Origin of the sequence: Streptomyces sp. NPDC020917 (assembly GCF_044333795.1) — a bacterium.
GTDB lineage: Bacteria > Actinomycetota > Actinomycetes > Streptomycetales > Streptomycetaceae > Actinacidiphila.
In genome coordinates this window covers 106064-129913 of sequence record NZ_JBIRRR010000026.1, presented here as the reverse complement: position 1 = coordinate 129913, position 23850 = coordinate 106064, and the positions used below count along the sequence as shown (strand labels likewise).

The 23850-nt window shown below is 74.7% G+C and carries 10 protein-coding genes; 8 read left to right on the top strand and 2 right to left on the bottom strand.

Annotation, left to right across the window (positions count from 1 at the left end):
• Window positions 1-15: 15 nt before the first annotated feature.
• The 7 genes from ACH4TG_RS36910 (at window position 16) to ACH4TG_RS36880 (ending at window position 21545) form a co-directional block, all read left to right on the top strand.
• The gene (locus tag ACH4TG_RS36910; protein ID WP_398247064.1) at window positions 16-5637 is read left to right on the top strand and encodes a type I polyketide synthase; all 5622 of its coding nucleotides are present in this window, start codon (window positions 16-18) and stop codon (window positions 5635-5637) included.
• 59 nt (window positions 5638-5696) lie between these two features.
• On the top strand, window positions 5697-12344 hold the full coding sequence (locus ACH4TG_RS36905) for an SDR family NAD(P)-dependent oxidoreductase (RefSeq protein ID WP_398247057.1): 6648 nt from the start codon (window positions 5697-5699) through the stop codon (window positions 12342-12344).
• A 250-nt stretch (window positions 12345-12594) separates the two neighbouring features.
• Complete coding sequence (locus ACH4TG_RS36900) at window positions 12595-16764, top strand: type I polyketide synthase (RefSeq protein ID WP_398247056.1); 4170 nt, start codon at window positions 12595-12597, stop codon at window positions 16762-16764.
• A gap of 177 nt (window positions 16765-16941) precedes the next feature.
• A complete protein-coding gene (locus ACH4TG_RS36895) occupies window positions 16942-17715 on the top strand; it encodes a thioesterase II family protein (protein ID WP_398247055.1) in 774 nt (257 codons plus the stop codon).
• Between the two features lie 161 nt (window positions 17716-17876).
• The gene (locus ACH4TG_RS36890; protein WP_398247054.1) at window positions 17877-19331 is read left to right on the top strand and encodes an FAD-dependent oxidoreductase; all 1455 of its coding nucleotides are present in this window, start codon (window positions 17877-17879) and stop codon (window positions 19329-19331) included.
• 68 nt (window positions 19332-19399) lie between these two features.
• Window positions 19400-19942, top strand: coding sequence for a GbsR/MarR family transcriptional regulator (locus ACH4TG_RS36885; RefSeq protein WP_398247053.1), 543 nt, complete (start codon window positions 19400-19402; stop codon window positions 19940-19942).
• Window positions 19943-19952: 10 nt separating this feature from the next.
• Window positions 19953-21545: an MFS transporter gene (locus tag ACH4TG_RS36880; RefSeq protein ID WP_398247052.1), complete on the top strand. Its 1593-nt coding sequence runs from the start codon at window positions 19953-19955 to the stop codon at window positions 21543-21545.
• A gap of 120 nt (window positions 21546-21665) precedes the next feature.
• Here ACH4TG_RS36880 and ACH4TG_RS36875 read toward each other — a convergent pair whose 3' ends face one another.
• Together ACH4TG_RS36875 and ACH4TG_RS36870 are read right to left on the bottom strand one after the other, a co-directional pair.
• Window positions 21666-22262, bottom strand: coding sequence for a two-component system response regulator (locus ACH4TG_RS36875; protein ID WP_398247051.1), 597 nt, complete (start codon window positions 22260-22262; stop codon window positions 21666-21668).
• Window positions 22263-22749: 487 nt separating this feature from the next.
• The gene (locus ACH4TG_RS36870) at window positions 22750-23361 is read right to left on the bottom strand and encodes a TetR/AcrR family transcriptional regulator (protein ID WP_398247050.1); all 612 of its coding nucleotides are present in this window, start codon (window positions 23359-23361) and stop codon (window positions 22750-22752) included.
• 38 nt (window positions 23362-23399) lie between these two features.
• On the opposite strand from ACH4TG_RS36870, the gene ACH4TG_RS36865 reads away from it, so the two are divergent.
• On the top strand, window positions 23400-23780 hold the full coding sequence (locus ACH4TG_RS36865; protein ID WP_398247049.1) for a hypothetical protein: 381 nt from the start codon (window positions 23400-23402) through the stop codon (window positions 23778-23780).
• Window positions 23781-23850 lie beyond the last annotated feature (70 nt).

The following is a 23850-nucleotide window of genomic DNA, read 5'->3' as shown; positions in this document are numbered from 1 at the left end:
CCCGGAGTGCACGCGATGACCAACCAGGCCCCGTCCACCGACGAGAAGAAGCTCCGCGACTACCTCAACAAGGTCATGACCGACCTGCGCCGCACCCAGCGGCGGCTGCGGACGGTCGAGGCGCAGAGCCACGAGCCCGTCGCGATCATCGGCATGGCCTGCCGCTACCCCGGAGGAGTGCGGTCCCCCGAGCAGCTGTGGGACCTCGTCGCGGGGGAGGGGGACGCCATGTCGGGCTTCCCCGGCGACCGCGGCTGGGAGACCGAGGGCCTGCGGCTGTTCGACCCCGAAGGCGTCGAACTCGCCTGCGAGGGCGGCTTCGTGGACGGCGCCGCCGACTTCGACGCCGAACTGTTCGGCATCTCGCCCCGCGAGGCGCTGGCCATGGACCCGCAGCAGCGCCTGGTCCTGGAGTCCGCCCACGAGACCTTCGAGCACGCCGGCATCGCCCCCGCCGCGCTGCGCGGCAGCCGCACCGGCGTCTTCGTCGGGGCCTCTTACACCGGGTACGGCGCCGACGTCGCGCAGATACCCGAGGGCCTCGAGGGCTACACGATGACCGGGTCCGCGAACAGCGTGGTCTCCGGCCGGGTGTCCTACACGTTCGGCCTGGAGGGCCCGGCGCTGACCGTGGACACCGCGTGCTCCTCGTCCCTGGTCGCGCTGCATCTGGCCGTGCAGTCGCTGCGCACCGGGGAGTCCGAACTCGCGCTGGCCGGCGGGGCGATGGTGATGCCGAGCCCGATGGAGTTCATCGAGTTCAGCCGCCAGCAGATGCTCGCGCCCAACGCCCGCTGCAAGGCGTTCGCGGCCGCCGCGGACGGCACCAGCTTCTCCGAGGGCGCCGGCATGCTGCTGCTGGAACGGCTGTCGGACGCCCGCCGCAACGGCCACCGGGTGCTGGCCGTGGTCCGCGGATCCGCGGTCAACCAGGACGGCGCCAGCAACGGCCTGACCGCCCCCAACGGCCCCTCGCAGCGGCGCGTCATCGAAGCCGCGCTCGCCGACGCCCGGCTCACCGGCGGCGAGGTGGACGCCGTCGAGGCGCACGGCACCGGCACCACGCTCGGCGACCCCATCGAGGCGCAGGCGCTGCTCGCCACCTACGGCAAGGAGCGCCCCGCCGGCCGGCCGCTGTGGCTGGGGTCGGTGAAGTCCAACATCGGGCACGCGCAGGCCGCGGCGGGCGTCGCGGGCGTGATCAAGATGGTGGAGGCACTCCGGCACGGCATGCTGCCGCGCACCCTGCACGTGGACGCCCCGACCCCGCAGGTCGACTGGTCCAGCGGCTCCGTCGAGCTGCTCACCGAGGCCCGGGAATGGCCGGCCGCCGAGGACCGGCCGCGGCGGGCGGGCGTCTCCGCCTTCGGGATCAGCGGCACCAACGCGCACGTCGTCCTGGAGGCGGCGACCGCGCCCGTGGAGCCGGACGCGTCCGAACCCGTCGTGGAAGACGGGCCGTTGGGCCCGCCGGCGGTGGTGCCGTGGCCGGTCTCCGGACGCTCGGCCGCCGCCCTGCGCGCCCAGGCGGACCGGCTGCGCGGGCACGCGGGCGCCGCTGACGCGCCCGCCCTGGCCGACATCGGCCGGGCACTCGCGCTCACCCGCGCCGAGCACGAGCACCGCGCCGTCACCGTCGGCACCGACGTCAAGTCCGCGCTCGCCGCACTCGGTTCGCTGGCGGAGGGTGCGCCGGCACCCGGCCTGGTGTCCGGGGCGGTCCGCCCCGGTGCCGGACGGGTGGCATTCGTCTTCCCGGGCCAGGGCTCGCAGTGGGCAGGCATGGCGATGGGTCTGCTGGCCTCCTCGCCTGTGTTCGCGGCCAGCATGGCGGAGTGCGACGAGGCGCTCGCGCCGCACGTCGGCTCGTCGGTGACCGAGGCCGTCCGCACCGGCGCGCTCGACGATGTGGTCGTCGTCCAGGCCGCGTTGTGGGCGGTGATGGTGTCGCTCGCCGAGGTGTGGAGGTCGGTCGGTGTCGAACCCGGCGCGGTCGTCGGCCACAGCCAGGGGGAGATCGCCGCCGCGTGCGTCGCCGGTGCGCTGTCCGTGCAGGACGCGGCGAAGGTGGTGGCGCTGCGGGCGCGGGCCATTCGCGGGACGCTGTCCGGCAACGGAGGCATGGTCTCGGTGGCGCTGCCGGCCGAGGCCGTACGCGAACGGATCGCGCGCTGGGACGGCCGGATCTCCCTCGCGTCGGTGAACGGGCCCTCGTCCACGGTCGTCTCGGGCGAGCCCGAAGCGCTGGACGAGCTGCTGGCGGCGTCCGAGGCCGAGGGGGTGCGGGCACGGCGCATCGACGTGGACTACGCCTCGCACTCGTCGCAGGTCGAGGCGATCCGCGACGAAGTGGTGACCGCCCTGTCGGGTATTGAAGCGCGAGCGTCGCACGTGCCGTTCTACTCCACCGTCACCGGCGCCCCACTCGACACGACGGCCCTGGATGCCGCGTACTGGGTGACCAACCTCCGCCAGGAGGTGCGCTTCGACGAGACCGTCCGGGCCCTGCTCGACGACGGGTTCGGCTACTTCGTCGAGTCCAGCCCGCACCCGGTGCTGGCGGTGGGTCTGGCCGAGACGTTCGAGGACGCGGGCTCCGACGCCGTGGCGCTCGGTACGCTGCGCCGCGACGAGGGCGGCCAGGAACGCTTCCTGACCTCGCTGGCCGAGGGCTGGGTCCGCGGCCTGCCCGTCGACTGGCACGCGGTGTTCGCCGGAACGCCCGCCCGGCACGTGGACCTGCCGACCTACGCCTTCCAGCACCGGCGCTACTGGCTCGAAGCCGGCGCCGCGCGGGCCGGCGACCCGAGCGGCCTCGGCCAGGAGCCCGTCGACCACCCGCTGCTGTCCGCCGCGGTCCGCGTCGCGGGCGAGGACCGCGTGGTGCTGACCGGACGCCTCGCGCTGCGCACCCACCCCTGGCTGGCCGACCACACCCTGCACGGCCGCGCCGTGCTGCCCGGCGCCGTCCTCGCCGAACTCGCCCTGTACGCCGGGGAATCCGTGGGGTGCGGCCGGATCGAGGAGCTGGAGCTCAGCGCGCCGCTCGCACTGCCCGGCAAGGGCGCGGTGCACCTCCAGGTGTCGGTGGGCGCGCCCGGCGCGGACGGCGGCCGGCCGCTCGCCGTGCACGCCAGGACCGAGGACGCCGAGCAGGACGCACCGTGGATCCGGCACGCCACCGGCATCCTCGTGCCCGAGGAACCGGCCGGCCCCGACGAGGCCGCCGAGCCCGGTGCCGCCTGGCCGCCCCGAGGCGCCCAGCCCGTCAGCCTCGCCTACTTCCACCGCCGCATGGCCGACCTGGGCCAGGTGTACGGCCCGGCGTTCGAGGGCCTGCGCAAGCTGTGGCGGGTCGGCCGCGAGTACTACGCCGAGATCCAGCTCCCCGGGGACCAGGTGCGGGACGCCGCCCGGTTCTGCGTCCACCCCGCGCTGCTGGACGCCGCCCTGCAGCCCGCCCTGGTCAACCGGAACCTCAACGCCCAGTGGACGCGGTGGTCGGGACTCGCCCTGCGCGCCACCGGCGCCACCGCACTGCGCGTCCACCTGCGCCCCACCGGCCGACCGGACGAGATCACCGCCACGTTCACCGACCCCGACGGCGGCGTTGTCGCGGTCCTGGACGCAGCCGTGCCGCAGCCCGTCTCCGCCGACGAGGTGACCCGCACGGCCGCCGGTCGCTCCGACAGCCTGCACCGCGTGGAATGGACGCCGGTCCCCGTCCCCGGCCAGACCGCCGACTGGCTGCTCCTCGGCCCCGTCGCCGACCAACTCGTCGAGGCACTTGAGGAGTCGGGTGCGTACCCGCAGGCGTACGACGACCTCGCCGCGCTCAAGGAGGCCCTCGACGCGGGGCTGCCCGCACCCGAACTGGTCGCCGTCAGCCACGGCTTCGGCCCGGCCGCACCGGACACCGCGGCGGCGGCCCGGGCGGCCACCGCGGACTTGCTGGCGACCGTCCAGTCCTGGCTCGCCGAGGACCGGCTCGCACCCTCCCGGCTGGTCGTCCTCACCCGGCACGCCGTCGCCGCCCGGACCGAGGACCGGATCGACGACCTCGCCGGCGCCGCGCTCTGGGGCCTGATCCGTTCGGCGCAGGCCGCGCACCCGGGACGCTTCGTCCTCGTCGACGTCGACGACGACCCGGGCTCGCTGGCGCTCTTCCCCACCTCCGTGCCCGCCGCCGTCAGCTCCGGCGAACCCCAATTCGCCCTGCGCGCCGGCACCGTCCTGGTGCCCCGGCTCGCCCGCGACGCCTCGAAGGCGACGGCCACCGGCACGCCGTGGCAGCCCGACGGCACCGTCCTGATCACCGGCGGCACCGGCGCGCTGGGCAGCCTCATGGCCCGCCACCTCGTCCAGCGGCACGGTGTCCGCCACCTGCTGCTGCTCGGCCGCCGCGGCGAGGACGGCCCCGGCGCCGCCGAACTGCGCGACGAACTGGGCCGGTCGGGCGCGGCCACCGTCACCGTCGCAGCCTGCGACGCCGCCGACCGGGACGCGCTCGCCGCCGTGCTCGCGGCCGTGCCCGCAGACCGCCCGCTCACCGCGGTCCTGCACTGCGCGGGCGTCCTGTCCGACGCCCCGCTGGAGCGGCTGACCGCGCAGGACGTGGACCGCGTCTTCGCACCCAAGGCCGACGCGGCGGTCAACCTGCACGAACTCACCCGCGACGCCGGCCTGTCCTCGTTCGTGCTGTTCTCCTCCGCCTCCGGCGTCCTCGGCAGCATCGCCCAGGCCAACTACGCGGCCGCCAACGCCTTCCTCGACGCCCTCGCCCGGCACCGGCGCGACCTCGGCCTGCCCGGACAGGCCCTCGCCTGGGGCCTGTGGGCGCAGAGCAGTGAGATGGGAGCCGACGCCGACGCCGCCAAGGTCGCACGGGCCGGCATCCTGCCGCTGTCCGCGAGCCAGGGCACCGACCTGTTCGACACGGCCGTCACCGGCGACGACAGCCTCCTCGTGCCCATCCGGCTCGACCTCGACGCGCTGCGCGTCCGGGCCGCCTCCGGCACCCTGCCCGACCTGCTGCGCGGCCTCGTCCAGGCCGCCGCACCCGCCCGGCGAAAGGTCGAGGCGCCGCGAGCCGAGACCACCGCCGCCGACTGGTCGGCGCGGCTCACCGGCCTGTCCGAGGCCGAACAGCTCCACCAGCTCGAAGAGTTGATCCGCGGCCACGTCGCCTCGGTGCTCGGCCACGGCTCGCCCGAGGCCATCGAGACCGACCGCGCCTTCAAGGAACTCGGCTTCGACTCCCTGACCGCGCTGGAACTGCGCAACCGGCTCCAGGCGTCCGTCGGGATCCAGCTGCCCGCCAGCATCGCCTTCGACCACCCCACGATGACCGCGGCGGCCCGCTTCATCCGCGGCCAACTCGCCCCGGGAGAGGCCGTCCAGGCCCCGCCGGCACTCGCCGAGCTGGACCGGCTGGAGTCGGTGCTGCTGGACCTGCCCGCCGGGGACGGCGAGCTGCGCCAGAAGGTCACCGTCCGGCTGCACGCCCTGGTCTCCAAGTGGCAGGACGCCCAGGAGCCCGGCACCGGCCGGCCCGGCAGCGCGACCGACGACGACCTCGACGCGGCCACCGACACCGAGCTGTTCGCGATGCTCGACGACGAACTCGACACCCCGTGACGGCGGCACCGCACGGCTGTGACCTCACCGAACCCGAACACGAATAGGTGTGACTCCTGATGGACACCACGGTCAGCAGCACCGGCGCCGCCCAGGTCGGCGAGGACAAGCTCCGCGAGTACCTCAAGCGCGCCACCGCCGACCTGCGCAAGGCACGGCGCCGGGTCCGCGAGCTGGAGGACCCGCAGCCCGTCGCGATCGTCGCGATGGCCTGCCGCTACCCCGGTGGCGCCGACACCCCCGAGGCCCTGTGGGACCTGGTCGCGTCCGACGGCGACGCCATCTCCCCGTTCCCCGTCAACCGCGGCTGGGACCTGGACAGCCTCTACGACGCCGACCCCGACGCCGAAGGCAAGAACTACGTGCAGGAGAGCGGCTTCCTGCACGACGCCGACCAGTTCGACGCCGACTTCTTCAGCATCAACGCCCGCGAGGCGCTGATCATGGACCCGCAGCAGCGGCTCATGCTGGAGGTCTCCTGGGAGGTGCTGGAACGCGCCGGCATCGACCCGCTGTCCGTCAAGGGGCAGCGCGGCGGGGTCTTCGTCGGCGCCGCCACCGTCGACTACGTCACCGGCAACCACAAGGTGCCCGAGGGCCTGGAGGGCTACATCGGGGTCGGCTCCTTCGCCAGCGTGGTGTCCGGCCGCGTCGCCTACAGCCTCGGACTGGAAGGCCCCGCGCTGACCGTCGACACGGCATGCTCGTCGTCGCTGGTCGCCCTGCACCTGGCCGTGCAGGCGCTGCGCGCGGGGGAGTGCGCCTTCGCGCTCGCCGGCGGCGTCGCCGTGATGCCCACCCCGCAGGGCTTCATCGCGTTCAGCCGGCAGCGCGCCCTCGCACCCGACGGGCGCTGCAAGTCCTTCGCCGCCGCGGCCGACGGGTTCGGCCCTTCCGAGGGCGCCGGTGTGCTGCTGCTGGAACGGCTCTCCGACGCGCGCCGCAACGGCCACCAGGTGCTCGCCGTGCTCCGCGGCTCCGCCCTCAACCAGGACGGCGCCAGCAACGGCCTCACCGCCCCCAACGGGCCCTCCCAGGAACGGGTCATCCGCGACGCCCTCGCCGACGCCCGGCTCTCCGCCGACCAGGTCGACGCCGTCGAGGCGCACGGCACCGGCACCCGGCTCGGCGACCCCATCGAGGCCCAGGCGCTGCTCGCCACCTACGGGCAGGGCCGCGCGGACAGCAGCGCGCTCAAACTCGGCTCCATCAAGTCCAACATCGGGCACACCGCCCACGCCGCGGGCGTCGCCGGCGTGATCAAGATGGTGCAGGCCATGGGCAACGGGCTGCTCCCGCGCACCCTGCACGTCGACCAGCCGTCCCCCTTCATCGACTGGTCCGGCGGCCGCGTCGAACTCCTCACCGAGCCCCTGGAATGGAAGCGCGGCGACCGGCCGCGCCGCGCCGCCGTCTCCTCGTTCGGCATCAGCGGGACGAACGCCCACGTCATCCTGGAGGAGCCGCAGGCCGAACAGCCCGCGGCGGACGGCGGCTTTGTGACCGACGGCGTAGCTGCGGCCGAACCCGGCGGCGCCGAGGGTCCGTTGGGGTCGCTCGCGGTGGTGCCGTGGCCGGTGTCCGGACGGTCGCCCGCCGCGCTGCGCGGCCAGGCCGAGCGCCTCGCCACCCACGTCGCCGACACCTCCGCCACACCGGACGTCGGCCTGTCCCTCGCCACGACCCGGGCCGCCCTGGAACACCGGAGCGTGGTGCTGGCCGCGGACATCGCCCACGCGCGGAGCCTGCTGGGCGCCGTCGCCGAGGGGGTTCCGGTCCCTGGCGTGGTCACCGGGGTCGTCCGTCCCGGTGCCGGCCGGGTGGTGTTCGTGTTCCCGGGTCAGGGGTCGCAGTGGGCGGGTATGGCGATGGGGTTGTTGGAGTCGTCGCCGGTGTTCGGGGCGCGGTTGGCGGAGTGTGATGCGGCGTTGGAGCCGTTCGTCGGTGCGTCGGTGGTCGACGCTATTCGTGAGGGCGCTTTGGACGATGTGGTGGTCGTTCAGGGGGCGTTGTGGGCGGTGATGGTGTCGCTGGCGGCGGTGTGGCGGTCGGTGGGTGTGGAGCCCGGGGCGGTCATCGGTCACAGTCAGGGTGAGATCGCGGCGGCGTGCGTCTCTGGCGCCCTGTCGGTGGAGGATGCGGCGAGGGTGGTGGCGCTGCGGGCGCGGGCCATTGGCGGGACGTTGTCCGGCCGCGGCGGAATGGTGTCGGTGGCGCTGCCCGCTGAGGCGGTGCGGGAGCGGATCGCGCGCTGGGACGGCCGGATCTCCGTTGCGTCGGTGAACGGGCCTTCCTCGACGGTCGTATCCGGTGAAGTCAGTGCTCTGGATGAGCTGTTGGCGTCCTGCGAGGGCGACGGTGTGCGGGCGCGCCGGATCGATGTGGACTACGCGTCGCACTCGGTGCAGGTGGATGCGATCCGCGACGAGGTCGTGGAGGCGCTGGCCGGGATCACACCGACGTCATCCGAGATCCCGTTCTACTCGACGGTCACCGGCGGCAAGCTCGACACCACGGCACTGGACGCCGAGTACTGGGTGACCAACCTCCGTCAGGAGGTCCGCTTCGACCAGACCGTCCGCGCTCTCCTCGCTGACGGGTTCGGCTACTTCGTGGAGTCCAGTGCCCACCCTGTGCTGGCGGTGGGCCTGGCCGAGACGTTCGAGGACGCGGGTTCCGATGCTGTCGCGCTGGGCACGTTGCGTCGCGATGAAGGCGGCCAGGAACGCTTCCTGACCTCCCTGGCGGAGGGCTGGGTGCGTGGCCTGCCCGTGGACTGGCGGGCGGTCTTCGCCGGGACCCCCGCCCACCGCGTGGACCTGCCCACCTACGCCTTCCAGCACCAGCACTTCTGGCTCGCGGAGGGGTACAAGAACTCCGGCGACGCCTCCGACCTCGGCCTGGACACCGCCGGACACCCGCTGCTGGGCGCCGCGTTGACGGTGGCCGGCGCGGACCGCCTGCTGCTGACCGGACGGCTCTCGACCACCACCCACCCCTGGCTGGCCGACCACCGGGTCGGCGGCAAGCTGCTCGTGCCCGGCACGGCGTTCGTGGAACTGGCGCTGCACGCCGCCGATGTGGCGGGATGCGGGACGGTGGCCGAACTGGTCCTCGGGAGCCCGCTGGTCCTGCCCGAGCGGGGCAGCGTCCAGATCCAGCTGTCCGTCGCCGCGCCCGACGCCCAGGGGCGTCGCGAGCTGGAGGTGCACGCACGGCCCGAGGGCGGTGAGGGCGCCGCCGAGTGGACCCGGCACGCCACCGCCACACTCGCGCCCGCCGCCACGGCCGGCAGCGACGACGCCGCGTTGAGCGGGGCCGCATGGCCGCCACCGGGGGCGCAGACGGCCGACACCGAGGGGATGTACGAGCGGGCGCAGGAGTCCGTCTACCACTTCGGCCCGGCCTTCCAGGGGCTGCGCTCGGCGTGGCGCCTCGGCGGCACGGTCTACGCCGAGGCCGCGCTGCCGGTCGAACTCCAGCAGGACGCAGGCAAGTTCGGCGTCCATCCGGCCCTGCTGGACGCGGCGCTGCACGCCACCGGCTTCGGTGACCTCCTCGACTCCTCGGCCACGTACCTGCCGTTCGCCTGGCGCGACGTGACGCTGCACGCCGTCGGGGCCGGCGCCGTCCGGGTCCGGATCGCCGCGGCCGAGGGCAAGGACAGCCTCGCGGTCACGCTGGCCGACGCGGACGGCGCCCCCGTGCTGTCGGTGGGCTCGCTGGTGATGCGGCCGGTCAGTGCTGACCAGCTGGACACGGCGGGGCCGGGCGCCGACGCGGACACCAAGGACGCGCTGTTCCACCTCGACTGGCAGCGGCTGCCGTTGGACGCCGGCGCGCCGACCGGCGCGGGCTGGGCCGTGCTCGGCGAGGACGTGCACGGGCTGCTGCCCGCACTGCGCGCGGTGGACGCCGTGGCCGCAGTCCACGCCACGCCCGCCGACCTGGCGGCCGCGGTCACCGAAGGCACCCCCGCACCCGGCCTCGCGCTGCTGTCGTTCGGCCCGCCGCGCTCCGGCGGCGACCTGGCCGCCGCCACCCACCAGGTGGTCACCGGGACGCTCGCCCTGCTGCAGGACTGGCTGGCAGACGACCGGCTGCGGGACACCCGCCTGGTGTTCGTCACCCGGCGGGCCGTCGCCGCCGCCGAGGACGAGGACGTCGACGACCTGGCGCACGCCGCGCTGTGGGGGCTCCTTCGGTCGGCACAGGCCGAGAACCCCGACCGGTTCCTGCTGCTCGATCTCGACGGCCGGGACGAGTCCCGGCTGCGTGTCGGCGCCGCCGTCAACACGGCGTTCGACGCCGGGGAGCCGCAGGTCGCGCTGCGGGCCGGCGTGGCGTTTGTGCCGCGCCTCGCGCCCACCGACACCGGCCGCCTGCTGCGCCCGCCTGCCGGCGCGGCCGCCTGGCGGCTCGACACCACCGCGCCGGGCACCCTGGACGCGCTGGAACTGCTGCCGCACCCCGAGGCGCTGGCACCGCTGGCCGACGGCCAGGTCCGCGTGTCGGTGCGGGCGGCCGGCGTCAACTTCCGTGATGTGCTGGTCAGTCTGGGCATGGTGCCGGGGCAGGCCCGGCTCGGCAGCGAAGGCGCCGGCCTGATCACCGAGATCGGCCCCGGCGTCACCGGGCTGGCCGTCGGAGACCGGGTGATGGGCCTGCTGCACGACCCGTTCGGCCCCTGCTCCGTCACCGACCAGCGGCTGGTGGTGCGGATCCCGCGCGGCCTCTCCTTCGAGCAGGCCGCCGGTGTGCCCGCGGTGTTCCTGACCGCCTGGTACGGCCTGGCGGACCTCGCCGGCCTCGCCGAGGGCCGGCGGCTGCTGGTGCACGCCGCGACCGGCGGTGTCGGCATGGCGGCGGCCCAACTCGCCCGCTACTGGGGCGCGGAGGTCTTCGCCACCGCCAGCGAAGGCAAGTGGGACACCCTCCACCGGATGGGCTTCGAGGAGTCCCACATCGCCTCCAGCCGCACCCTGGAGTTCGAGGAGAAGTTCCTCGCCGCCACCCACGGGCACGGCATGGACGTCGTCCTGAACTCGCTGGCCCAGGAGTTCATCGACGCCTCCCTGCGGCTGCTGCCCGAAGGCGGCACCTTCCTGGAACTGGGCAAGACCGACCCGCGCGACCCCGGGACGGTCGCCGCCGACCACCCGGGTGTGGAGTACCGCCGCTACGACCTGATCGACGCCGGCGCCGACCGGATCGCCGAGATCCTCGGGAAGCTCGTCACCCTCTTCGAACGCCGGATCCTGCGGCCGCTGCCGATCCGCACCTGGGACGTGCGCCGCGCCCCCGAGGCGTTCCGGCTCATGAGCCAGGCCAAGCACACCGGCAAACTGGTGCTGACCGTGCCCAAGCCGCTCGACGCCGACGGCACGGTGCTGGTCACCGGCGGCACCGGCACCCTCGGCGGCCTGGCTGCCCGGCACCTGGTCACCGCCTGGGGCGTCCGGCACCTGCTGCTCACCAGCCGCCGCGGCCCCGACGCCCCCGGCGCCGCAGAACTGCGCGCGGACCTCATGGAGTCGGGTGCCGAGACCGTCACCCTCGCGGCGTGCGACGCCGCGGACCGCGATGCCCTCGCCGCAGTCCTGGCCGCCGTCCCCGCGGCCCACCCTCTCACCGCGGTCGTGCACACCGCGGGGGTGCTCGACGACGGGGTGGTCGGCTCGCTGACCCCCGACCAGGTCGCGCGGGTGCTGCGGCCCAAGGTCGACGCCGTCGTCAACCTCGCCGAGCTGACCCGGGACCTGGACCTCGCCGATCTCGTCCTGTACTCGGCGGGCGCAGGCGTGCTCGGCAACCCCGGGCAGGCCAACTACGCCGCCGCCAACGCGTTCCTGGACGCCTTCGCCCACCACCGCCGCGCCCACGGGCAGCCCGCGCTGTCCCTGGCCTGGGGCTACTGGTCGGAGTCCAGCGAGCTGACCGGACGGCTCGACGAGGCGCAGGTCGCCCGGATGACCGGCTCCGGGGTGCTGCCGATCGACGCCCGGCACGGCATGGCGCTGCTCGACGCGGCCCGCAGCGCGGGCGCGCCGCTGGCCGTCCCCACCCGGCTGCACCTGCCGACGCTGCGCGCGCGGGCCGCCCAGGCGCCGGTCCCCAGCATGCTGCGCGAACTCGCCGCCGGCGGACGGCGGGCCGCCCGCCGGGCCGCGGCCCGCTCCGGCGCCCCCGTGGAGGCCCGCTCGCTGGCCGCCAGGCTCGCCGGCCGGTCGCAGGCCGAACAGCGCGAGCTGCTGCTCGACCTGGTGCGCTCGCACGCGTCCGCGGTGCTCGGCCTCAGCGGCACCGACCCGGTCGGCCCGTCCCGCGCCTTCAAGGACCTGGGCGTCGACTCGCTCACCGCGGTCGAGCTGCGCAACCGGCTCAACGCCGCGACCGGCCTGACGTTGCCCAGCACCCTCGTCTTCGACTGTCCCTCCCCATCCGCGCTCGCCGCGCGGCTCCACGAGGAACTGGTGGAAGGCGCAGGCGAGGACGGCGGGAACGCCGGAGCCGATGCGGAGGAGGCCAGGATCCGCGAGCTGCTGGCCGCCATCCCGTTCGCCCGGCTCCGGGCCACCGGCGTCCTGGACACGCTGCTGCGGCTCGCCGACACGCCCGAGGAGCCCGCCGAGTCGGAGGGCCGGCGCGAGGCGATCGCGGACATGGACGTCGACGACCTCGTACGAGCCGCGCTGGGCGACGGATGACCGCGCCCCACCGGACCGTCCGGCACGGAACCGGGCCGTGCCGGACCGCGCGGTGCCGGAAGGCGCCCTGCCGGACGGCGCGGACCCGGACCGTCCGCCACCGGACCGCGCACCACGGGCGGCACCGGCTCGTCGCCTCCCCGCAGCAACAGGCCCCGGGCCCCCGGGGTCCCCGGCCCGCCCCGGACCACGACGCGCAGCGCACGCCGCGGAACGCCCCACGGAAGTCCCAGCAGAAACGGAGTCACTGATGGCCATGGAGACGGGACGCATCGTCGAGGCGCTGCGCGCGGCCCTTACCGAGGCGGAACGGCTGCGTGAGGAGAACCAGCGGCTGATGTCGGCGGCCACCGAGCCGCTGGCCGTCGTCGGGATGGCCTGCCGCTTCCCCGGCGGCGCGGACTCCCCCCAGAAGCTCTGGGAGGCGCTCGAAGCCGGCCGGGACATGATGACGGACATCCCGGACGACCGCGGGTGGGACCTCGGCATGCTGCTCGGCGACGGCGACACCCCGGGCGCCTCGATCGCCCGCCAGGGCGGCTTCCTCACCGACCTGCCGCGCTTCGACGCCGAGTTCTTCGGCATCTCGCCGCGCGAGGCGCTGGCGATGGACCCGCAGCAGCGGCTCGCCCTGGAGGTGTCCTGGGCGGCGTTCGAGGACGCCAGGATCGACCCGCACGCCCTCAAGGGCAGCTCGACGGGCGTGTTCCTCGGCGTGTCCTACGCCGGCTACGGCACCGACGCCGAGGAACTCCCGCCCCAGATCATGGGCTACCAGCTCACCGGCAACGCCAGCAGCGTGGCGTCCGGCCGGATCGCGTACGTCATGGGCCTGGAGGGCCCGGCGGTCTCCATCGACACCGCCTGCTCCTCGTCGCTGGTCGCCCTGCACCAGGCCGCGCAGGCGCTGCGCTCCGGCGACTGCACCATGGCCCTGGTCGGCGGCTCCAGCGTGATGCCCACCCCCACCCTCTTCATCGAGTTCACCCATCAGCGCGGCCTGGCCGCCGACGGCCGGATCAAGGCGTTCGCCGCCGCCGCCGACGGCTTCGCGTGGGCCGAGGGCGCCGGCGCCGTCGTCGTCGAGCGCCTCGCGGACGCCCGCCGCAACGGCCACCGGGTGCACGCCGTGATCCGCGGCTCGGCGATCAACCAGGACGGCGCCAGCAACGGCCTGGCCGCGCCCAGCAGCCGGGCGCAGGCCAAGGTGATCCGCGCCGCGCTGCGCAACGCCGGGCTGTCAGCGCACGAGGTCGACGCCGTGGAGGCGCACGGCTCCGGCACCGTCCTCGGCGACCCGATCGAGGCGACCGCGCTGCTGGCCACCTACGGCCAGGAGCGGCCCGCCGACCAGCCGCTGCGACTCGGCTCGATCAAGTCCAACTTCGGGCACACCGGCGCCGCCGCGGGTATCGCCGGTGTACTCAAGATGGTGCTCGCGATCAGTAACGGCGCGCTCCCGAAGTCGCTCCACATCGACGCCCCGACGCCGGCCGTGGACTGGAGCTCCGGCGCCGTGTCGCTGCTCACCGAGACCATCCCCTGGCCCGAGGCCAAGCCCGCCGACGACTCCGCCCGCCAGCCGCGGCCCCGCCGGGGCGCCGTGTCCGGGTTCGGCATCAGCGGCACCAACGTCCACGTCATCTTCGAACAGGCCCCGGCAGACCTCGCGGAGCCGGTCGAGCCGGCCGGGGAACACCCGCGCGCGACCGCCGGGACGCCCGCGGCGGAGGGGTCCTCCGCGACCCCGGCGGCCGACGGCGCCGCGGGTACGGCGCCCACGCCTGCGGTGCCCGTCCTGCTGCCTGTCTCGGGCGGCGGCGGCGGCGCGCTGCGCGCCCAGGCCGCACGGCTCGCCGACCACCTGGCCGCCCGGCCCGGGCTGACCCCCGCCGACGTCGGCTACTCCCTCGCCACCACCCGCGCGGAACTGACCGCACGGGGCACGGTCCTGGCCGCCGACCGCGACGAGGCGCTGCGCGGGCTGCGGGCCCTCGCCGACGGCGTGCCCGACCCGGACGTGGCCGTCGGCCCGCCGTCCGCAAGCGGCCGCCCGGCCTTCCTCTTCACCGGCCAGGGCGCCCAACGTGCAGGCGCGGGACAGGAGTTGTACGCGGCGTATCCGGCGTACGCGGCGGCCTTCGACGCCGCCTGCGCCGCTCTGGACCCGCACCTCGAACGCCCCTTGCGGGAGCTGGCGTTCGCCGCCCCCGGGTCGCCGGACGCGGCGCTGCTGGACGAGACCCGGTACACCCAGCCGGTGACCTTCGCCGTCCAGGTCGCGCTGTACCGCCTGCTGGAGTCCTGGGGCGTGCGGCCCGGGCACCTCATCGGCCACTCCGTCGGTGAGCTGTCCGCCGCGCACCTGGCCGGGGTGCTGTCGCTGTCCGACGCCGCCGCGCTGGTCGCCGCCCGCGGCAGGCTGATGGGCGACCTGCCGCCCGGCGGGGCGATGGCCGCGATCCAGGCGTCCGAGGCCGAACTGCTGCCGATGCTCGCCGGACGCGAGCACGAGGTGTCGCTCGGCGCGGTCAACGGCCCGCGGGCCGTGGTCGTCTCCGGTGACGAGGCCGCGGTCGACGAACTGGTCGCGCACTGGGCCGCGCAGGGCCGCAAGACCCGGCGGCTGGCGATCAGCATCGCCTCCCACTCCACGCGGATGGACCCGATCCTGGACCCCTTCCGGGACCTGGCCGCCACCATGGCCTTCACCGAGCCGGAGATCCCGGTCCTGTCCAACGTCACCGGCCGGATCGCCGGCCCCGGTGAACTGACCTCCCCGGACTACTGGGCGCGCCACATCCGCTCGGCCGTCCGGTTCCTCGACGGCATGCGCACGATGGCCGCGGCCGGCGTGACCACCTTCGTCGAGCTGGGCCCCGACTCCGCGCTCAGCTCCATGGCCCGCGACAGCCTGGGGGAGGCCGCCGCGAGCGCGGTGGTCGCACCTGCCCTGCGCCGCGACCGGCCCGAGGCCCGCACGCTGCTGGCCGCGGTCGCCGCCGTGCAGACGCGCGGCGTACGGCCCGACTGGGACGCGGTGTTCGCCGGCACCGGAGCCCGCGTGGTGGACCTGCCCACCTACGCCTTCCAGGGCGCCGGCTACTGGCTCGGCGCCACGGGCGCCGGGACCACGCGCGCGGCGGTGCCCGCATCCGCATCGGCTTCGGTCCCGGCTGCCGCCCCCACGGGCCCTGGGTACGGCGCTGAGCCGTCCGGGCAGCAGACGTCGGGGCAGCAGGCGTCCGGCACGCTCCGAGAGCGGCTCGCCGGCCTCGGTCCCGACGAGCGGCTGGCCGAACTGCTGGGCGTGGTACGGCTCCAGGTCGCCCGCGTGCTCGGCCACCCCTCGGCCGACCACGTGGATCCGGCCCGTGAACTGTCCACCCTCGGCTTCGACTCGCTGTCCGCGGTCGAGCTGTCCACCACGCTGAGTACCGCCACCCAGCTGACACTGCCCAGCACCCTGGTCTTCGACCACGCGAGCGTCGAGGCCCTCACCGCCCACCTCGACCGCGAACTCGCCGGCACGGCAGGGGGATCCGCCACGCCCGCCGCCCCCGCGGCGCGCTCGGCGGAGGGCCTGAGCGCGCTCTTCGAACGCGCCGTCGAGCTCGGCCGGGGCGAGGAGGCGCACGACCTGCTCGCCCGATTCGCCGACTACCGCGACCAGTTCGCCTCCGCAGGCGAGCTGGCCCGGCCGCTGCGCACCGTCAAGCTCGCCGACGGCGCGGACGAGCCGGTGCTGATCTGCTTCCCGACGTTCATCTGGCGGCAGAACTTCCACCAGTACGCCCGCTTCGCCGCCGGCCTGGCCGGCCGGCGCGCCGCCACCGTCGTCGGGCTGCCGGGCTTCGTGACCGGAGAGCAACTGCCCTCCTCCGTCGATGCGTTGGCCGACGCGCTGGCCCAGGCCGCCCAGCAGGCCGCCGGGGGACGGCGGTTCGCGGTGCTGGGCTACTCAGGTGGCGGGAACATCGCCGCCGTCACCGCGGCCCGGCTGGCGGCGGACGGACACGCCCCGGCCGGACTCGTGCTGCTCGACACGCCCACCTGGGGCGGCGAGCACGGGCTCGGCGCCGACTGGACCGACACCCTGCAGGACTCGCTGCGCGAGCGCCGGGAGGTCGTCGAGACCTCCGCCGACGACCCGGGCGAGGCCTGGCTCACCGCCCGCGCCCGCTACGCCGGGTTCGACTACGGCCTCGACGCCCTCGGCGTGCCCACCCTGCTGGTCCGGGCGAGCGAACCGATCGGCGGGCACCGCGGGGACGACGCCGAGGGCTGGCGGGTCGACTGGGCCCTGCCGCACGACACCGCCGACGTGCCGGGCGACCACTTCTCGATGATCGAGGCCGACCGTGCGGCGGCCACCGCCGCGGCCGTCGACCGCTGGCTGGCCGCCCTCGACCCGAGCTGACGCGCCCGCGGCGCCGGCCGGCCCGTCGACGGCCGGCGCCACCCCCGGGCCGCCTCGGCGGAACGGTCCCGCACCGCGCACCCGCGGGACCCGCCCGAACCCGGCCCCCACCCCCGTGAGCCCCACCCGCTCCCTCCGCCGCCGCCGACCGGCCCGGCGGCACCGAGGAAGGCAGCCATGACCGCTTGGGACCTGAACACCGGTCCGTGGATCACCCGTTACACCCCCGCCGCGCCGGAGGCCGGCCCGGTGCAGCTTGTCTGCCTGCCGCACGCCGGGGGATCGGCGACCTTCTTCAAGCCGCTGGCCGCACACATGCCGCCGGGCGTGGAGGTGCTGGCCGCGCAGTACCCGGGGCGGCAGGAGCGCCGCAACGAGCCCTGCACCGAGGACATCGGGGCGCTCGCCGACGGCATCGCCGGCGCCCTCGGCCACCTTCCCGAGGGCGTGCCCCTGGCGCTCTTCGGCCACAGCATGGGCGCCCTGGTCGGCTGGGAGGTGGCCCGCCGCCTGGAGGCAGCCGGCCGGATTCGCCCGGTCGCGCTGATCGTCTCCGGGCGCGGGGCGCCGGCCCTCCACCGCAACGCGCGTCTCGGCCGCCGCACCGACGACGAACTCGTCGCGGACCTGACCGCGTTGAGCGGTACGCAGGCCCCGCTGCTGGCCGACCCCGGGATCCTGGCCATGGTGCTGCCGGTGCTGCGCGGCGACTACCGCGCGCTGGACGCCTACACCTACCGGCCCGGCGTCCCGCTGCGCTGCCCGGTGAGCGTGTTCCTCGGCGACGACGACCCCTGGGCCCGCCGGGAGGACGCCGAGGGGTGGCGGCGGGAGACCACCGGCGAGGCGTCGTTCCGGCCCTTCCCCGGCGGCCACTTCTACCTGGTCGAGCAGTGGCCCGCGGTCGCCGCAGCCCTGGCCGGCCGGCTCGGCCGGGTGCCCGCGTCATGACCCCGCGGCCGGCCGCCGGCCCGCCGCCCGCCCGCGGCCCGGACCTCGGCCCGTACACGGTCGCCGGCGGCCGGCCCGGCCGCCGCCCGGGCATCCGCCAAGGCCCCCGCCCAGGGCAGCAGGGCAGGGCATCCACCCGAGAAGGAACGTGAGAGGACACCATGGTCGGAACATCCGCGGGACCCACCGGATCCGCCCCCGGTCGCCGCGCCGTCGTGCTCGGCGCCGGCATGGCGGGCATGCTGGCGGCCGTCGCGCTGCTGCGCCACGTCGACACCGTCACGGTCCTGGAGCGGGACCGGCTGCCCGAGGGCCCGGACCCGCGCCGCGGTGTGCCGCAGGCCCGGCACACCCACGTGCTGTGGTCCGGCGGCGCGCGCTTCATCGAGTCGCTGCTGCCCGGCACCGTCGACCGGCTGCGCGGCGACGGCGCCCACCGCATCGGCCTGCCCGAGGACCTGGTGTCGCTCACCGCCTACGGCTGGCAGCAGCGCATGCCCGAGACGCAGTTCATGATCGCGGCCAGCCGCTCGCTGCTCGACTGGACGGTGCGGGACCAGGCGCTGCGCGACGAGCGGATCACCGTGCTCGCTGACACCGACATCATCGGCCTGCGCGGCGACGCGGACCGGGTCACCGGCGTCACCTACAAGCCGCGGGGCGGCGGCGGGATGTCCGTCGTCGAGGCGGACATCGTGGTGGACGCCAGCGGCCGCGGCTCCCCGATGAAGCGCTGGCTGGGCGTCCTCGGCCTGCCGCCCGTCCAGGAGGACGTGATCGACTCCGGCATGGCGTACGCCACCCGGATCTTCGCCGCCCCCGAGGGCGCCCGCGGGCCGTTCCCGCTGGTCAGCGTCTACGCCGACCACCGGGCCGGCGTGCCGGGCCGCAACGGGATCCTGCTGCCGATCGAGCAGGGACGGTGGATGGTCACCCTCTCCGGCACCCGAGGCGCCGAACCGCCCGGCACCGAGGCCGGGTTCCACGATTACCTGGACACCCTGCGCCACCCGCTGATCTCCCGACTGCTCCGCCACGCCGAGCCGTTGACCCCCGTCCAGGCGTCCCGTTCGACCGCCAACCGGCGGCTGTTCTACGAGCGCCTCGTGCACTGGCCGGACGGGCTCGCCGTCGTCGGCGACGCCGTCGCCGCCTTCAACCCGGTCTACGGGCACGGCATGAGCAGCGCCGCACTGGCCGCCGCCGCGCTCGACACGGCCCTGACCGAGTGCGGCGGCCTGGTGCCCGGCGCGGCGCAGGCCGCACAGCGCGCGGTCGGCGCGGTGGTCGACACGCCGTGGATCCTCGCCACCTCGCAGGACGTCTGCTACCCCGGTGTGCAGACCAGGACCGAGGACCCCCGGCTGACCCGGTACGCCGCCGAGCGCCGCCGCCAGGCCGACGTGATCGGCGAGGCCGCGCTGCTCGACCCCGTCGTCTGCTCCGCCGCCCTGCTGGTCAACACCCTGTCCGGCGCGGCCGACGCGCTGGGGACCGCCGACGTCCAGGACGCCCTGGCCGCCGTCGCCGGCACCTCCGCACCCGCCGAGCCGACCCTCACCGCCGCCGAGTGGCGCGCCGTGACCGCCGACGACCGTGCCGGAGTCGCATCTTGACGTTACATTGATGACTGAAACGAGTAGCGGGTATAGCAACCACGAGAAGGTTCCGTACGATGGCAGACATGACCAGTTCGGGTCCGGACCCTGCTCCCCAACCCGTAGGCCGCGGTGGGGAGTCGAGACCGGGCCCGGACGTCGAGGCGTGGATGGAACGGGTCACGTCCTGGTTCATGAGCCAGGCAGGCTGGCCGCCGATCATGGGGCGGACGGTGGCCTGGCTCATGGTGAGCGATCCGCCGGCCCAGACCCCGGCCCAGATCGCCCAGGCGGTGCAGGCCAGCCGCGCGTCCCTGACCACCACTCTGAAGCTGCTGACCGAGGCGCGGATGGTGCAGGCCGTGACCCGGGCCGGACAGCGCTCGACGTACTACCAGATCACCGAGGACGCCTGGTCGGGCGTGCTCAAACGACGGCTGGAGAGTCTGACGTCCTTCGTGGACATCACCGGCGAGGGGCTGGCGCTGTTTCCCGAGGACTCGGAACGGGCCGGGCGCGTGCGGGCGGCCCACCGCCTCTTCGCCTGGCTCGACTCCGAGGCCGACCCCATGTGGAAGCGCTGGGACGCGGTGAACACCGAGGACCCGGCCGGAGCACCCGAGACGTAGGAGTGGCGGCATGACCAGTACGGAGACCAGGAAGTGGTGGGCGCTCGGAGCGATCGGGTTAAGCCTGCTGGCCGTGGGCGTGGACTCGACGATCCTGAACGTCGCGGTCCCCACGATCAGCAGCGACCTGGGCGCCTCGACGAGCCAACTCCAGTGGATCGTCGACAGCTTCACCCTGGTCCTGGCGGCGGTCCTGCTGCCCGCCGGCCTGCTGGGCGACAAGTACGGCCGCAAGAAGTTCCTGCTCGCCTCGCTGATCCTGTTCGGCGTGGCCTCCCTCGCCTGCTCCTACTCAGGATCGGCCGGCCAACTGATCGCCTCCCGCGCGCTGCTCGGCCTGGCGGGCGCGTTCCTGGTGCCGCTGAGCACCTCGGTGCTGCTCAACATCTTCGAGACCGAGGCGGAGCGCACCAAGGCCATCACCGTGGTCGCGATCTCCACGATGCTCGGCCTGCCGCTCGGCCCGATCATCGGCGGCGCGCTGCTCAACCACTTCTGGTGGGGCTCGGTGTTCCTGATCAACGTGCCCCTGGTCGCGCTCGGCAGTATCGCGGTCGCCAAGCTGGTCCCCGAGTCGCGCGGCACCCAGGACATCGGCATCGACTACGTCGGCGTGGCCATCTCCAGCATCGGCCTGACCGCGATCACCTACGGCGCGATCGAGGCCGGCGTGCGCGGCTGGGGCGACGCGGTCGTGGTCCTGTCGATCGCCGGCGGAGCCGTGGCGCTCGTGCTCTTCACCCTGTGGGAGCGCCGCGTCACCCAAGCGGGCGGCAGCCCGCTGGTCGACCTCGAACTCTTCCGCAGTCGCGGCTTCGTGTGGGGCTCGATCCTCGCCACGGTCGTCAGCTTCGCGATGTTCGGCCTGATCTTCGCCCTCCCGCAGTACTACCAGGCGGTGCTCGGCACCGACGCCCTCGGCACCGGCCTGCGGCTGCTGCCGCTGATCGGCGGCCTGCTGGTCGGCGCCAGCGTCGTCAACAAGCTGCCCGCGCAGCTCGGTCCGCGCAGCGTGCCCGCGCTCGGCTTCGTGCTCATGGGCGCCGGGCTGTTCACCGGCATGGCCACCAGCACCACGTCCAGCTACGGCTTCATCGCCACCTGGCTGGTCGTCATCGGCGCCGGACTCGGCATGTCGCTGACCCGGACGATGGCGGCGGCCCTCAACTCGCTGTCCAAGGAACGCAGCGGCGTCGGCTCGGCGTTCACCCAGGCGGTCCGGCAGGTCGGCGGCGCGATCGGCGTGGCCGTGCTCGGCTCCGCGGCCAACTCCACGTACCGCAGCCACCTGGACCTCGGGCACGCGCCCCAGCCGATCAAGGACGCCGCGGGGCGCAGCGCCGCGGCCGGTGTCGCGGTGGCGGGCAAGTTCAAGAGCCAGAGCATCCTCGACGCCGTCCGCGACGCGTTCGTCACCGCGATGCACACCGTCCTGCTGGCCTGCGGGGTCATCGTCGTCATCGCCGCCGTGCTGGCCCTGCTGTTCCTGCCCAAGCGCGCCGCCCTGCCCGCGAAGGACGACGAGCCCGCGACGGCCGACGCCGTTCCCGGCCCCGACGCCGGCGGCACCCCGCCCGGCCGCACCTCCGACTCCCTGGCCTGACCCCCGCCGCCCGCCGCCGCGGACCGACGCCGAGCCTCCCCGCGACGGCGTCCGCGCGACCTTCCCCCGCGCGAGGCCCGCGGCGGCCGGCGGATCCGGGTGACCGGGCGGGCGGGCGTGTCACGCGTCCGCGCGCAGCCGTCCGACGGCCTCCTTGGCGGCGTTGAGGTGCCAGGCGAGTTCCGCCCGGTCGGCGGCGCAGGCGCCCTCCAGCAGCCGGCTCATCGCGCCCAGGTGCTCGGCGATCTCGTCGGCAGGACGCTCTCCGGGCGTCCGCGCGGCGGACAGCTGCCGCTTCAACTGCTCGGCCTGGCGGGCGAGCTGGCGGTTCTTGCGGTAGAGGTCCAGGAAGACGTTGACCTTGGTGCGCAGCAGCCACGGGGCGAAGGGCTTGGTGAGGAAGTCCGCGGCACCCACCGAGTACCCGCGGTGGATGTCGGCGTCGGTCCCGGTGACGATGATGATCGGCACGTCCTTCGTCTGGTCCAGGTGCTTGATGTTGGACGCGGTCTCGAAGCCGTCCATGCCGGGCATCTGGACGTCGAGCAGGACCACGGCGAACTCCTGCCGCAGCATCGCCTTGAGGGCCTCCTCGCCGGAGCTGGCCCGGACGAGGTTCTGGTCCAGAGGGCCCAGGACCGCCTCCAGGGCGATGAGGTTCTCCTCCATATCGTCGACGAGGAGGATGCTGGCCTTGTCGGGCACCGTGGGGCTCATTCCGGGTCACCTCCCCGCTCGCCGTCCGTGCCGGGCATGATGATGTCCATTACCCGGGCCGTGCATGACACCGGGACGTCGAGCCCCTCCTCCAGCTGGCCAGTTCCGCCAGAGGGCCGTCGCAGCCGGCGTACCGCTCGCCCGCACGTACCGTGAATTCACCGTCACGATGGGTGTTCATGACGGCGGGCAAAGGCTGCGGCTCCGCCGTGCCCGCCGCTGACGAGTCACCTCGCATGGTGCCTTCCCTGAAGCGGATTCCGGTACGGGCATACCTCTATAAAATGGTACATGCGGTGACCGTACGGTGACGGTTTCGGGGACGCAGGGAATGATCGTTCGTCCTCGGCTCCTCCCGAGGGGCTGATCTCCCGTGTGCTGCTGCCCGGCGGTGGAGGTGCCCCACTCCTCCAAGGCTGTCCCCGGCGGCTACGTCAGTCTGGAGTCCGAGCGCGCGCGGCGCGGGAGAGCCGGGGCGCGGGCCGGATCAGCGGGCCGGGCGGCCGGAGCCGTCCGCGCATCGAGGGGCCGCGCCGTACAGGAGTATCACCGCGGTGCGGAACTCGCCGGCCGCGGCGGCCGCGTCCACGAGGCCGGCGCGGATGCGCTGGTCGGCGGCGTGCCCGAGGGTGACCGTCGCCGTCACCAGCCAGCCGGTCTCCAACGGCGTGGTGAACTCGCCGCTGTCACGGCCGCGGTCGATGAGGGACGCCAGGCTCTCCTCGACCGCTGCGTGGCGCGCGGCCTCCGCCTCGGCGTCGGGTTCGGGACCGCCGGCATCGCCGGCCTGATCGGCCAGCAGCGTGCCGACCGCCGAGAGGAACCGTTCCAGGGCCTCGGTGGCGGTACCGGACTCGACCTCGGCGTCCTGGACAACTGCCGCGGCCCGGCGGCTCAACTCGTCGCGCACCGCGCCGAGCAGCGCCTCGCGCGTGCCGAAGTGCGCATAGGCGGTCTGCCGGGTCACCCCGGCTTCCGAGGCGATCTCGGCCATGCTCGCGCCGGGACGCGCGGCGAGGACCCGGACCGCCGCCGACACCAGGGCGGCGCGGTTGCGGGAGACCTCCACGCGCTGACGGCGACGCCTTATCTCTGACACGGTTGACAATATTAGCAGCGGGCTCAAGTCTGACGGGTATGTCAGAGACGACTGAGGCAACCGAACGGGCGGCACGCCGCCTCCTGATCGACTACACCCGCGACATCGCCCGTTCCGACGAGGACCCGGCCCTGATCGTGGACCGCACCATGACCGGCGACGTGGTGTGGATGACCGACGGCAACGCCCTCACCAGGGACCAGCTGATCGCCCATGCCGCCCCGGCCCGCAAGAACGTCACCGCGAGCGAGGTCCTGATCGACGAACTCCTCGTCGACGGAAGCGGGTTCGCGGCGCGCTGCCGTCTCGTCGCGGAGCACCGGACCCTCGGGGCCGTGCGGATGGACTGGATCCTGATGGGCGAGGTCGCCGACGACGGGCGGGTGCGGCGGATCCACCAGCTCGCCCGCTCGGCCTGACCGCGCGGCGAGAGCTCGCACCGGCGTTCGCCCGCGCCGGCGCGCGCGCCCGGGTCCGGCGGCCGGAGGG